At 67.9% G+C, this 11639-nt stretch carries 10 protein-coding genes; 5 read left to right on the forward strand and 5 right to left on the reverse strand.

Features of this window, described 5'->3' with window-relative positions:
- Positions 1 to 23: 23 nt before the first annotated feature.
- Together AAFF41_RS38645 and AAFF41_RS38650 are read right to left on the reverse strand one after the other, a co-directional pair.
- A complete protein-coding gene (locus AAFF41_RS38645) occupies positions 24 to 227 on the reverse strand; it encodes a DUF397 domain-containing protein (protein WP_343325432.1) in 204 nt (67 codons plus the stop codon).
- A complete protein-coding gene (locus AAFF41_RS38650; RefSeq protein WP_343325433.1) occupies positions 224 to 1048 on the reverse strand; it encodes a helix-turn-helix domain-containing protein in 825 nt (274 codons plus the stop codon). The genes AAFF41_RS38645 and AAFF41_RS38650 overlap by 4 nt, the downstream gene beginning before the upstream one ends.
- A gap of 271 nt (positions 1049 to 1319) precedes the next feature.
- Here AAFF41_RS38650 and AAFF41_RS38655 point away from each other — a divergent pair, with 271 nt between their 5' ends.
- The 3 genes from AAFF41_RS38655 (at position 1320) to AAFF41_RS38665 (ending at position 4804) form a co-directional block, all read left to right on the forward strand.
- Entirely contained in the window at positions 1320 to 1823 is a 504-nt protein-coding gene (locus AAFF41_RS38655) for an ATP-binding protein (RefSeq protein WP_343325434.1), read from the forward strand.
- Between the two features lie 87 nt (positions 1824 to 1910).
- A complete protein-coding gene (locus AAFF41_RS38660; RefSeq protein WP_343325435.1) occupies positions 1911 to 3833 on the forward strand; it encodes a hypothetical protein in 1923 nt (640 codons plus the stop codon).
- Between the two features lie 266 nt (positions 3834 to 4099).
- The gene (locus AAFF41_RS38665) at positions 4100 to 4804 is read left to right on the forward strand and encodes a hypothetical protein (protein WP_343325436.1); all 705 of its coding nucleotides are present in this window, start codon (positions 4100 to 4102) and stop codon (positions 4802 to 4804) included.
- A gap of 161 nt (positions 4805 to 4965) precedes the next feature.
- Here the strand turns inward: AAFF41_RS38665 and AAFF41_RS38670 are convergent, their stop codons facing one another.
- Positions 4966 to 5664, reverse strand: a complete 699-nt coding sequence (locus tag AAFF41_RS38670) for an 8-oxoguanine DNA glycosylase OGG fold protein (RefSeq protein ID WP_343325437.1) — start codon at positions 5662 to 5664, stop codon at positions 4966 to 4968.
- 268 nt (positions 5665 to 5932) lie between these two features.
- Between AAFF41_RS38670 and AAFF41_RS38675 the strand changes: the two genes are divergently transcribed.
- Positions 5933 to 6340: a hypothetical protein gene (locus tag AAFF41_RS38675; RefSeq protein ID WP_343325438.1), complete on the forward strand. Its 408-nt coding sequence runs from the start codon at positions 5933 to 5935 to the stop codon at positions 6338 to 6340.
- Positions 6341 to 6347: 7 nt separating this feature from the next.
- Here AAFF41_RS38675 and AAFF41_RS38680 read toward each other — a convergent pair whose 3' ends face one another.
- Both AAFF41_RS38680 and AAFF41_RS38685 read right to left on the reverse strand, forming a co-directional pair.
- Positions 6348 to 6794, reverse strand: a complete 447-nt coding sequence (locus AAFF41_RS38680) for a type ISP restriction/modification enzyme (protein ID WP_343325439.1) — start codon at positions 6792 to 6794, stop codon at positions 6348 to 6350.
- Positions 6791 to 9664: a type ISP restriction/modification enzyme gene (locus AAFF41_RS38685; protein WP_343325440.1), complete on the reverse strand. Its 2874-nt coding sequence runs from the start codon at positions 9662 to 9664 to the stop codon at positions 6791 to 6793. The genes AAFF41_RS38680 and AAFF41_RS38685 overlap by 4 nt, the downstream gene beginning before the upstream one ends.
- 299 nt (positions 9665 to 9963) lie before the next feature.
- Between AAFF41_RS38685 and AAFF41_RS38690 the strand changes: the two genes are divergently transcribed.
- A complete protein-coding gene (locus AAFF41_RS38690; protein ID WP_343325441.1) occupies positions 9964 to 11583 on the forward strand; it encodes a hypothetical protein in 1620 nt (539 codons plus the stop codon).
- Positions 11584 to 11639: the final 56 nt, after the last annotated feature.

Consider the following 11639-nt stretch of genomic DNA (forward strand, 5'->3'; position numbering starts at 1 on the left):
ACTCTGGCTGTGCGTACGCGCGCTCAGCCGCGTGCGTACGCTACGAACTGCGACCAGCTCCTGTCGGAGACCCGCAGGCCAGGCCGCCAGGTGTCCTTCGAGTCCCGTACGTACACGGCGTCCAGGTCGGCGGCCACCTCCACGCAGTCGCCGCCGCCCGATCCGCTGTAGCTGCTCTTGAACCAGCGCAGTCCGTCCACGCTCTCGGATACCTGCTCCACGCTCATGTCTCTCCCACCAGCCGTTCGATGAGCCGCGCAGACTCGACCCCGTTCAGAGCCTGCGATCGCAGCTTGCCATAGCGCAGCCCGAAGGCGCTGACCTCTGCCGGATCACGGACGACGCACCCGACCTCTTGAGACTCGATATACCCGAGGTGCTGGTGCTCTTTCGATTCCAGTACCACGAAAGGTCCGTCCAGTCCGGCATGGAACCCCGGCGAGGCAGGCATGACCTGAACCTCGACGTTACGCAACGCTCCGACCTCCAACAGCTGTTGCCACTGCCCGCGCATGACCGCCGCATTGCCCACCGGGTTACGCAGCGCCTCCTCACTGACGATGAACGACAGCTCCGCAAGCGGCACCCGAGTCAGCAGCCTCTGCCGACTCAGCCGCGCCTCCGTGTGCTGGTCGACGATCTCCTCGCTCAACGGCGGGCAGTGCCCCGCGAACACCGCCCGCGCGTATGCCTCCGTCTGCAACAACCCTGGTACCAGCAGCGGATCGTAGGAGAACCGGCTCACCACCTCCGCCTCGATCACCGCGAAGTTGCGAAAGAAGCGGGGCAGCTTCGCCCGATCCACCTCATCCTGGAGCACCTCCAGAACCCCGCCCGCCTCTAGCACCCGCTCCGCCGCCGTCGTAAACGCCTCCTTCGCCGGCCGCCGCCCCTGCTCCACCGAGGCCACCTGCTCCAGCGAATAGCCGATCGCGTCCCCGAGCTGCTGCTGGTTCAACCCGGCCCGCTTGCGCAGATGCTGGAGCAGCACACCGTACGCCGACCACACGCCCGGCAGATCGGGTCCCTCCTCCGGCGTCTTCGCCATGCGACCAGCTCGTGTGTCTCGTCCGTCCCGTACCGTCCTCACACGTCACGCCCTTCCATCCCGTTCCGCACCCCGCCGCCCACGGCCGCGCTCGCCACCGGGCCATGTTCAACGCGGCTCGCAGCCGACGGGACACGCCACAGGACCCGTACAACGCCCGTACAGGGCCCGTACAAGCAAACCCCCGGCCAGTCGCCCCCTCCGTACGACTGGGAAGCCGTACGGCCGTCGGACCTGGTCACCTGGCGGTTCATCCCGCCACGCTGACCCCGTGACCCACCCTCAGATCACCGGCGAAGCCAAGCCGCCCCACACGCCCGCCCCTCAACTGGTCCTGCGCTTCAGCGGCACCAGACGCGGCGCCCGCCTCGCCCGCCAACTCGCCACCCAGCAGTTCACCGAGTGGACAGGCCTCCCGCACGACTCCGACCCCGCCCGGACCGTCGCCCTCGTCACGTCCGAACTCGCGGCCAACGCCGTCCGCCACGGCAGCCTCCCCGGCCGGGACTTCCGGCTTGCGCTGCTCCTCCTGCCGAACGCACTCCGCATCGAGGTGACCGACACCCGCCCGGAGCGCCATCCTGAACCTGCCTCCACCGCCCCGCAGTCACTCGACGCCCCGTCGGGACGGGGACTGCTGCTGGTGGAGGCGTACGCCGAATGCTGGGGCTGGGAATGCCGGGACGCTTACACGAAGACCGTGTGGGGCGAGGTGGCGCTCCCGTCCTTGCCAGAGGCGCAGGCGGCGACGAACGCAGCGAAGAATCTCTTGTGAACTCAGTGCATGAAGGAGATACTGTTTCCGTTCCCGTCGTCCGTGCCCCGTTGGGCGAACACTCCTGGGCGTCCCCTGTGAGGATCCATGCTCGACCACCGTCTCGTGCAGACTGCCGTGATCGGTAACGCAAGCTCCGACCACCCGGTGATCCTGCCCATGGAAGCCGCGGAGCTGGAGGTCTGGCGCAGGCGCCACCCGAACTACACCTACTGGTGTGGTTACGAACTCGGTGGATGCGGCGGCAGGTTGATGGATCGCCTCTACCACGACAAGGTATGCCACTTCGCCCACGTGGCCGGCGGCCCCACCTGCGGACGTGCCGCCACTGGCGAGTCCAGCGCCGACCACCTGTTCATCAAGCGGGGCCTACGCAACCTGCTGAGCAAGCACGGGCAGCGGGGCGATGTGCGCACCCATGACCTCGGCTGGGGACCTGGCGGCGCGGTCGACCTGCACCTGCCCGCCGCCCGCCGCAGGCTCCGTTTCCAGCTCTCGAGTCTCGACTACCGAGGGTGGCGCACGGCGAACCTCGCCCTCGGCGGCGACGTGGACGAGGTCGACTGGCTCTTCGGTTCGGACGGCCCGCTCACCGAGGAACTCCTGGCCCGCAACGGCTACGGTCTGCGCTTCCGCCTGGAGACCGCGGGCGGTGAGCGCCGCGTGTACGTCGGTACCCGGACCTACGACGAACAGCCCGTCCGCTGGGACCTCTTGGAGGACTGCCGGATCGAGCGGGCCGGCCTGCTGACGCCCTCCGCAGCGGCCCTGCGCGTACCCGCTCAGCGCCTGGAGCCGTTCGCGTTTCCTCTCGATGGCCCCACGATCTTCACTCTGGACAAGGAAGCGCCTGTCCCCGACGACTCGCCGTTCGCCGCCGAGGGGCGCCGCCTGGTCATGGCTGACGTCAAACCTCTCGGCAGCCCCATCGTAAGAGCGGTGCTCTCCCTGCCTGACGACACCGCGCTGCCTCCAGCACAGTACGTGTACCGAGCAGCCGACGGCGCACGCCTACTGGTTCGCGAAGGAGCCGACGGGTGGGCCGTCCACTTGGACCGTTTCGTGCGTCTCAACGCTCACGAGGCGGCTCGCACGGGCCTGGCCGGGGTGCTTCCCGAGTCGCCCGAAAGGCAGCCGGCTCCGGCGCCTCGGACACGCCAGCCGAATCCTCAGCCGTCCATCGCACCCCTGAGAGTGCAGCCTCCGGCGGCGGACCGGAAACAGAGGGCGAAGAAGGGCGTGCCCCTGACCCGAGACCAGGCCATCGTCCGCGTCCGCGAGACCTTGAGGGCCTCCGCGCCAAGAGGGGGCACACATCACTGGTCCGCCCTCGCCGCGCAACTCGGTGAGCCGCTCACCGGCATGTCCGCGAGCGAGCGCGTCGACTTCCTCGTCGAGGTCGACAGCCCGCTCTGGGACACCAAGGCAGTGCTGTCGGTGCTGCTCCGCGACGATGCGTGCCTCTTGTCGTGCCTGCCCGCCGTACTCGCGAAGCTCGGAGTGCGAGGCGCCGAGGGGCTGTCGGCCGATTCGCCGGCCTTGCACTCCTGGGTGAACCAGGAGACGGAACGGGCCATCGCGCTGTACGCGAATCCGTCACGCGCAGTGCTGAGACGACAGCCTGTCACCAGCCCTGCACGTGCACTGACCGCGCGGCAGGGGAGAGAAATGGGTGCGTTGATCAGGCGCGTCCAACAGCACCAGCCCAAGCAGGACCGGTTCAAGAGCCGGGACTCCACTGCTGCGGAAAGGCAGCAGGTCCGTGAGTTGCTCAACCGGGTAGAGAAGAGGATGTCCGTCTTGGGCGGAGCGTTCAAAACGAGCAAACAGACACGCCGGACGCTTCGCGTCGCCCGCGCGTGGCTCACTCTTGCTGTCCCGGGCTACCTGATCCCTGCCAACCCCTCGCCGTTGGAGAACCAGGCGCTCAGGACGAGCGCTGCCGAGCTTCGGGCCCAACTGAATGAAATTGCTACGGCGTTGGCGGCGACAAAGCTCAAGTATTGGTGATTCGAGCGTGCCGAGACAGGCCCACCACATTCGAAGACCCGGGAACCGGCGGGCAGGACTGTCCACGACCGATGGCCTGAGTGAATGCTCGGTCCCCGCCCACGGTCGCGTGGATCCTCGTCCGCCCTCGATCGCCTGGTCGAGGAAGTCGCGGACCCGCATCACAGAATCGACGTACCCACCCGTACAGCCAACGTTGGCTTGAGACTTGGCCGTACGTCGGCGCCCATCGAGGCGCTCGCCATCTGAGAGGACCAGAAGCCCACATGAGCAAGGCCGATGACGCCAAGAACCTGATCCAGCAGGCTTTCGACAAGGCGTTGGTCGCCCAGCAGCCGCTGGCGAGGAAGAACGTCGAGCGCCTGCGGCGAGTCCACCCCGAGGACACTCCACAGGAGCTGATCCGCCGGTTGGACCGGTACTACCTCACCGGCATCACCGCGTCCGGAGGAGCATCCGGCGCGGCAGGAGTCGTGCCCGGCGCCGGGATACCGGCGGCTCTGGCCGATGCCATGCTCTTCACCGAAGCGTCAGTGCTCTACACGCTGTCGCTGGCCGAGGTTCACGGCCTGCACCCTGAGGATCTTGAACGACGCAGACTCTTGGTCCTGACCGTCCTACTCGGCGACGGAGCGAAGAAGGCCTTGGACAAAACCATCGGGCGCACCGGCCCATATTGGGCGCGGCGCATCGTCAGTGCGATCCCGATGAGCGCTATCAACAAGGCCAACAACGTGTTGGGTCCGCGGTTCATCACCAAGTACGGGACCAAGCAAGGGGTCCTGGTGCTGAGTAAACAGGTGCCACTCGGTATCGGTGCCGCGCTCGGGGCCGGCGGCAACCATGTCTTCGGGCGACTGACGATCAAGTCCGCACGCACCATCTTCGGAGAGCCCCCGTCGAGCTGGGACGGCGATGGTCGTGAGGACGAGATGCCTCTCGGTTCTGGCTCGGGGGATACAACTCTGTAAGCGTCGCCTCGATGTTCAAGCCCGTGGATTTTCGTGATCGGTTGCGCAGGGAACAACCGTGACCACGAAGATCCGCGGGCTGCTTGCGTCTGGATCACCCACACCCCAGATCCCTCCCGCACAGTGACTTGGTGACCTCTTTAGTTGCGACGAGGCAGGGGTCAGGACAGGTGCCTGCCGTGAGAGAACAGCGCGGCCTCGACCTGATCCGGCAGCACTCCTGCCTCTCCCGCAAGGTCATGGGCCAGGGACAGATACCGGCTGTAGCGTGGTGTCGTCCACCCACCCCTGGGCCACTTCACCCCTGCGTCGGCGGCCCGCAGCGCCCGCGCGACGACACTGTCCAGGATCAACGGACGCCATGGACCCACCGGGTGATCGTGACCAGCGAAGTACAGCACCTTGGTGAAGAACGCCGGTCCGAGGAACTTGATCCGGTCGTCGTTGTTGAAGGCGAAGTACGCCCTGACCGCTCCCTCCTGCCGTAGCACGCCGAGGGCAGCAGCCAGGTGCGCGTCGATGTCCGAAACAGAGGACGAGGTGAAGATGCGCGCATGCCGGGCGACGGACCGGGCCTTGGTTCCGCTGCCCCAGACCAGCGCAGTGGTCAGTAGGTGTCGTCGTCCTTCGACGGTGTCCGCACGACGCGAGATGTCGAACACCGTGCTGCGGTCGACTCGCGACCTGCCCGCGACGATCGGGCACGCGTCGAGTTCGCCGGGCCACCAGCCGGAGTCGGGCAGGAGAGACAGCCAGCGTGCCCGGTCGAACGGGATCGCCTGGCCGAGTACCTCGTTCCGTCCGGGAATGGTGCTCCCGGCGGGCAGAATGGCTGTTCCGGATATCTTGCCTGCTTCCATGGCCCGAGTGTTCCGTATCGTGCCACTCGCGCGTTCCTGGAACCGGGACAGAAGCGTGCGGACTTGAGGCCGCGGTACTCGCGGGGACTACGCCCATGGCTGGAGCCGGCAGTGGGCAGGTCTCGTATTCCGAACGGTCCTGGCGGAGGCGACGCCGCCGCCGCGACTCCTTTCCCCGCAGGTCGACATGCGGTGCCCTTGTGGACATGCCGGACCCGCGGGGTCATCGCGACCACCGGGGCGGACGGTGCGGGCCATACTGGAAGGCATGCTCGTTCCCACCGGCGCTCTGTCGCCTCTGCACCACCGCCTGTTGCGGGAATTGGACCTCTGCGACCTGCCGACTCCTGATGCGGACCTTGCGTCCTACGCGGTCAGAGGCCTCGACACGGACGAGGTCCGCGACGCCCTGCCCGCACTGCTGTGGGCCGGGCTGGTGGAGCAGAGGGGCGGCGATCACGGCACGCTCGGACTCACCACGAAAGGCGCCGCCGCCCTGCGCGGGGCGGAGTGCGACGAGTTGGCGGCACGGCTGAGCGCGGTGGCGTCCTTCGCGGACACGGTCGCACGCGGCGCGGCGCCGCGCCCCGCCGGCTACGCGCTGAAGCGGCTGGCGGAGGGGGCGTGGACCTTGGAGCAGGCCGAGGCGCATGTAGCCGGATCCGGTGGAGAGTAGGACCTGTTCATGGCTGCGCCGGATCGTCGAATTCCAGGACGACGCGCCGCCGGCCCCGATTCGCCCGGGGCTGCGGTGGAAGAATCCCCGACGAGGTGAGATCGGCCCTGCTGATCACCGGTGAGTTCACGATCTTCACGGTGACGGCATGTTGCGCCGGGACGAGGTCGACCAGCCGTCGCAGGACTGACAACAGCTCGATCAACTCCTCGGTCCATGTGCTCGGCCATGACGTCACATGGATGTCGTCGAGAGGGCTCGTCCTCCGGCTGGTGGGGGACGCCTTCCGGTAACCGAACCACTTCCTGACGATGCGCATCTCTCCGACCTCGTAGTTCCAGACGCCAGGCGGTACTCCTGTGAAGACACCTGGCCCCACGTGCAGTGCGTTGCGTTCCTCGTCGTACGTCAGGCTTTCGGGTACGTCGGTTCCGATGTGTGTCGCGTACTTCACCTGCCTGGGGTCGCCCGGGGGAAGCGGACACCGTCCTCATCGGACATCTGCGCCCTGCCGGGGATGTCGTGCCCGCCGTAGGACGCCGCCCACAGGAACTCGTGACCGATGCGGACTGCCTCCTGCCACAGTTCCGGGTCGCGGGTGAGCGGCAACCGGACTCCCGCGGTGAGGAGTTCCTCGGCGAAGTGCTCGGTGAACGCAGTGTGTCCGGCGACTGCCACCGCGTAGGCGGCCAGGTCGTGCACGGCCACCTCTGCGAGGCCCAGAGCGCCTGCCAGGTACCGGAGCAGGCCCGTGGGGACGTTGGCGGTGCCGTCCGGATGGAGAACGGGGTGCAGCCTCCCGCCACGGCCGTTGAAGTGGTGGGTGTCCGGCAACAGCGCGGTTGCGACCAGAGCGGGACCGCTGCTGATCTCGTGGCTGCTCTGCTGGTTGAGGAACAACTGGCCTGGTTGCAGGGACTCCCACAGATCGGGTCGTGGGTAGTCGAGTACCCGGTTGTCCGCGATGAGCCACTGACGGTCGAAACTGCGCAGGGCGATCCGCAGGATGCATGGATTTGCCCCGGACGCCTCTTCCATGGGCCGGTCCGGGTGAGGGAAGCCCGGCAGAGCCGCCACCTGCCTGCCGAGTCGACGATCCCGTGTCTCCTTGAACAGGAGCGCCTTCTCAACGGGATCCGACTCTCCCATGAGCCGTGCCCACCGTCGCCGCAGGACCGCGTCCGACGGGGAGGTCACCCAGGACCGGTTGGTCGTGATGCCAAGACTTCCCCAAGGAAACACCTCGTCCAACGCCGGATAGTCGTCCCACCCCGACAACGCCGCCGGCGTGAACGGTCGTGCCCCCTCCGCATGCGCGTCCCGCCAGCCCTCGTCGTCCAGGCTCAGTTCGCCGAGTCGAGCGAGCTTCTCCGCGCGCCTGCCGTGCAGGGCCCGGTAGTGAATGCGTGCGGCTTCGGTGGAGTCGTGATCCACGCGCCGTACGAAGAGGCAGATCGACAGTGGCTGGGCGACGTGCGGGAACACGCGTGTTGCCACCTCTGCCCGCTGCCCCTCCGGCGACAGGTTGATGATCCATCCCTCGTCGCACGTCCTACGCAGATAGGCGCGCATGCCCCGTCCGGCCGGACCGGTGGCGAAGGCGGACGGGGTGATGAAGCAGACGACGCCGTGCCGGTCGTCCCCGTGGGCGTCGAAGACCTTCCAGGTGGCCCAGCGCCAGAAGTAGACGTACATGTTCTTGAGCGCGTGCTCGTACCGGCCGTTTCCTGGATGACGGAAGTCGTCCAGTGGTGGACGGCCCTGCCCCTTGACGCGCTTCTCGATCCAGCCGCCACGGTTCTCGGCCTTGTCGTCGTAGGGAGGATTGGCGATGACCACGGTGACCGGGACGTTCGCCTTGACGTGGTTGGCGCGGGCGCGCGACTCCGAGATCGCCGCGTAGGTGGAGACGAACTGCTCCTCCTGGACGAAGGGATCGTCGAGGGCGTCGGTGACGAAGAGGTTCAGCCCGTGCGGCGGCGGTGTCGCACCGTATTTCCTGAGCAGGTCCGTGGTGCGCATCTCGGCCACGGCGAAGGGACCCATCTGGAGCTCGAAGCCGTAGAGACGTTCGGCGAGGCGGCCGATCGCGTCGGGCGCCATGGCCTCGCCCTGCCGTTCGGCGGCCTGCCGGGCGACGCGGTCGATGACGGTGTGGAGGTAGGTTCCCGTGCCCATGGCGGGGTCGACGATGTGGACGTCCGTGTCGCCGAAGCCGCGTGCCCTGCCCAGGCGGGTGCGGAGCACGTCCTCGGCCAGGCGCACCATCTCCTCCACCACCTCGTGCGGGGTGTAGTACGAGCCGCTGCGCTGTCGCAGACCGTCGTCGTAGACGGAGAGGAACGACTCGTACAGGTGGAGGTAGGCGTCGCGGTCACCGTCCCGGATGGTGCCCCAGTCGACTGCGCCGATGGTCCGGGCCAGGAGGTGGAGGGTCACCTCGAAGCGTTCGTTGACGCTGTCGGTGAGCAGTTGGAGGGCCTTGCCCATGAGGGCGTGACCGGCGTTGAGGCGGCGGCCGATCTCGTGGAAGCTCGTGCCGGTGACGGGGATGCCCTCGGTGTGGGCGAGCAGCACAGCGAAGGTGACGGTCTGGGCGTAGCCGTCCGCGAAGGTGGCGTCGTCGGCAGTGGGGAAGAGCAGTCTGCGCCAGTCGCTCCGCAGGCCGGTGAAGGGGCGGTCGGCGGACGAGGCGTTCGCGGAATCCGAGGCCGGGGCGGTCTGGGCTTCGGCCCGGAGCTGCTCCCGTACAGCCTCGCGTAGCAACCGGCACAGCGGGGCGAGTTGCCGGACCAGGACCGAGACGCGACGGATCGGCGTCGGTTCCCACCAGAGCACCGCCTTGGTGAGCGCGTCGAAGGCGCCGAGGTCGTCGGCCGAAAGTTTCTCCCCGGCACTTGTGAGGGGTCCGGAGAGCACGACCTCCTCGCCGACCTGCACGCCGTACCGGTACAACCGCCAGTGGGTGCCGTTGGTGTAGAGAAGATTGGGGAGATCGCGCAGGCGTTCCCACTGGCGTTTGTTGTGGCCGGTGAAGCGCTCGGGGTCGATGCTTCCGTCCGAGCGCTTCAACTCGACGTATCCGGTGATGTCCCCGCCGACGCGCACGGCCCAGTCGGGACGGACCCCGAGATGCTGAACGCGGGTCTCGGGATACCAGGTGACATCGGGCCGGGCACAGTGCGTGCCCACGGTACGGAACAACTGTTCCAACGGGCCCCGGATCGCGGCCTCGCGGTCCCCTGGCCCGGCCAGGTTGTGTTTGCATTCGGCTCCGAACGCGGACACGGCGTCCCGGAGCCATCGAAGGTGCGCGTCAGACATGGTCCCCCCACCCCTGGGCCCGATGAGGGATCCGGGCCCGCCCCTTGATGGGCAGTATGGGAGGAGCAGTGCCGAATGGGTAGAGAGCATGCGAGAGTTGACGTATGCGCCCATGCGCCCCGCCGTGGTCGCTGATGCTTCGCCGGTCGACGCGTCAGTGACTGGCGTACCGCTCCCGTGTCGCCATTCTTCATCCGCTAAGGTCTTGTGAACTTAGTGCACGGATCGCATACTGGGCTGGCCATTGCTCAACTTCGCGCCGCGCCCAAGGGGGCGGGGGCATGCTCCAGGGGACAGGCGTGACCGGTTCAGACAGCAGGCTCGTACAGACAGCTGTGATCGGGGGCAGGAATTCCGGCCGGGCGATCATCCTGCCCACGGGCGCGGACGAACTCGCCCGCTGGCGACGGCGTCACCCCAACTACACGTACTGGTGTGGTACCCAACTCGGCGGTTGTGGCCATGAACTCTCCGACCGTCTCTACCGTGACAAGGTGTGCCACTTCGCCCACCACCCGCACACCTCCTGCCACCGCACCGCCACCGGGGCGAACAGTGCCGATCACCTCTTCATCAAGGACGACCTGGCCGCGTGGGCCGGCGGGCGCAAGGAGAAGGGGCAGGCCACTTCGCGCAACCTCGGTTCTGGTCCTGGCGATGCCGTCGACTACCGGACCGGGCAGGCGAAACAGCATGTGCGCTTCCAGTTCAGCAGGCTGCCGCACACCGAGTGGAGAGAGGCCCGTGCGCGCTTGAGCCGGGAAACGTCCACCCTCGACTGGGTCTTCGGCCCCGGCTCGGCCCACTCCGAGACGATGGAGGAGCTGTGCGAGGAGATCGGATACCTGCTGCGGTTCCGCTTCGAGACGCAGGGCGCGACTCGGCACATCAGTCTCCGGGCGGAAGGCACCCGGCACAGCACCGAGTGGGTACCGCTGGCCGCCTGCGCCATGACGCCCGACGGTCTGCGCGTCCCGGGGGCCGTGCCGCGTCGTTTGCGCAGCGCTTCCCGTGCAGTGGTCCAGGAGGAGTCGAATCCGGCCGGCGTCCAGGGGCCGCGCTCCCGCGGAGAGCTGGTGCTCGTGCTCAGGGAAGCGCTGGTGAGCGCGGCGCGCAACCGCAGTCGGCCGACCTGGCAGACACTGACCCGCACAGCCGGCGTCGACATGCTGAGAGTTCCCGCAGCTGAGCGTGCCGGGTTGCTGATCGATGTGGAGCGCCGCCGTGCCGACGCAGGGAGCCCTCTGCTGTCGGCCCTGTTGCGGACCGAGGACGGCGACCCACCGCCTTATGTCTCGGAAGTCATCGCCGCGCTCCGTTACGGCGTTCCCGCGACGACTGCGGTCCTCAAGCGATGGTGTCAGCGTGAGACGGAACGCGCCTTCGCCGTCCATGGCGTGCCTCCCCGCACGGCTCCCCTGAGGCTCCTGATCAACGCCGATGGGAAGTTGGCGATGCATGAGGTCGAACGGCGCCAAGTCGTCGCCCGGCGCGTGGACGGACCTGCCCGTCAAGTCGGCAGGCAGAGCAAGCCGAGAGAGGCGAGCGCCGAGATCGCGGCCGCGCTCCGCGCCGTCCGGCGACTGGACACTCCCCGACGGGCCGAGGGATTCCTCCGCCGGGCGGAAGCCGTGCTGGCCCGGATACCGGAGCGGTACCGAGCTGAGCTGCGCGAGGAGATGGAGGCCACTCGCCAGTGGTTGAGAACGCACAAGCCCAGCCCCAGGGCGCAAGCCGGCAAGACACGGCAGGAGAGGGCTCAGGCGACGGCCAAGGCGGGAAGCAAGGCGAAGGCCGCCTCGGGTACCGGGGCGGGAGGCAAGACCCAGGCCAAGTCGGAAGGAGGCAAGGGCCGTTTGAAGGGTGCTCGGCCGCTGCCCGGGCTGGACCGCTCCCAGCCGAAGCGAAGGGCGACGTGATCTGCGCTGTCCGCCCACGCCGCTCCTGGGGCTCGAACCGGTCGATTCGGCTCGAC

The organism is Streptomyces mirabilis (assembly GCF_039503195.1).
In the GTDB taxonomy this organism is placed as follows: domain Bacteria; phylum Actinomycetota; class Actinomycetes; order Streptomycetales; family Streptomycetaceae; genus Streptomyces; species Streptomyces mirabilis_D.

Excerpts from the sequence above, each read along its gene's own strand:
- AAFF41_RS38660 (WP_343325435.1), top strand. The coding sequence starts at position 1,911 with ATGCTCGACCACCGTCTCGTGCAGACTGCCGTGATCGGTAACGCAAGC.
- AAFF41_RS38650 (WP_343325433.1), bottom strand. The coding sequence starts at position 1,048 with ATGGCGAAGACGCCGGAGGAGGGACCCGATCTGCCGGGCGTGTGGTCG.
- AAFF41_RS38675 (WP_343325438.1), top strand. The coding sequence starts at position 5,933 with ATGCTCGTTCCCACCGGCGCTCTGTCGCCTCTGCACCACCGCCTGTTG.
- AAFF41_RS38665 (WP_343325436.1), top strand. The coding sequence starts at position 4,100 with ATGAGCAAGGCCGATGACGCCAAGAACCTGATCCAGCAGGCTTTCGAC.
- AAFF41_RS38645 (WP_343325432.1), bottom strand. The coding sequence starts at position 227 with ATGAGCGTGGAGCAGGTATCCGAGAGCGTGGACGGACTGCGCTGGTTC.
- AAFF41_RS38670 (WP_343325437.1), bottom strand. The coding sequence starts at position 5,664 with ATGGAAGCAGGCAAGATATCCGGAACAGCCATTCTGCCCGCCGGGAGC.
- AAFF41_RS38685 (WP_343325440.1), bottom strand. The coding sequence starts at position 9,664 with ATGTCTGACGCGCACCTTCGATGGCTCCGGGACGCCGTGTCCGCGTTC.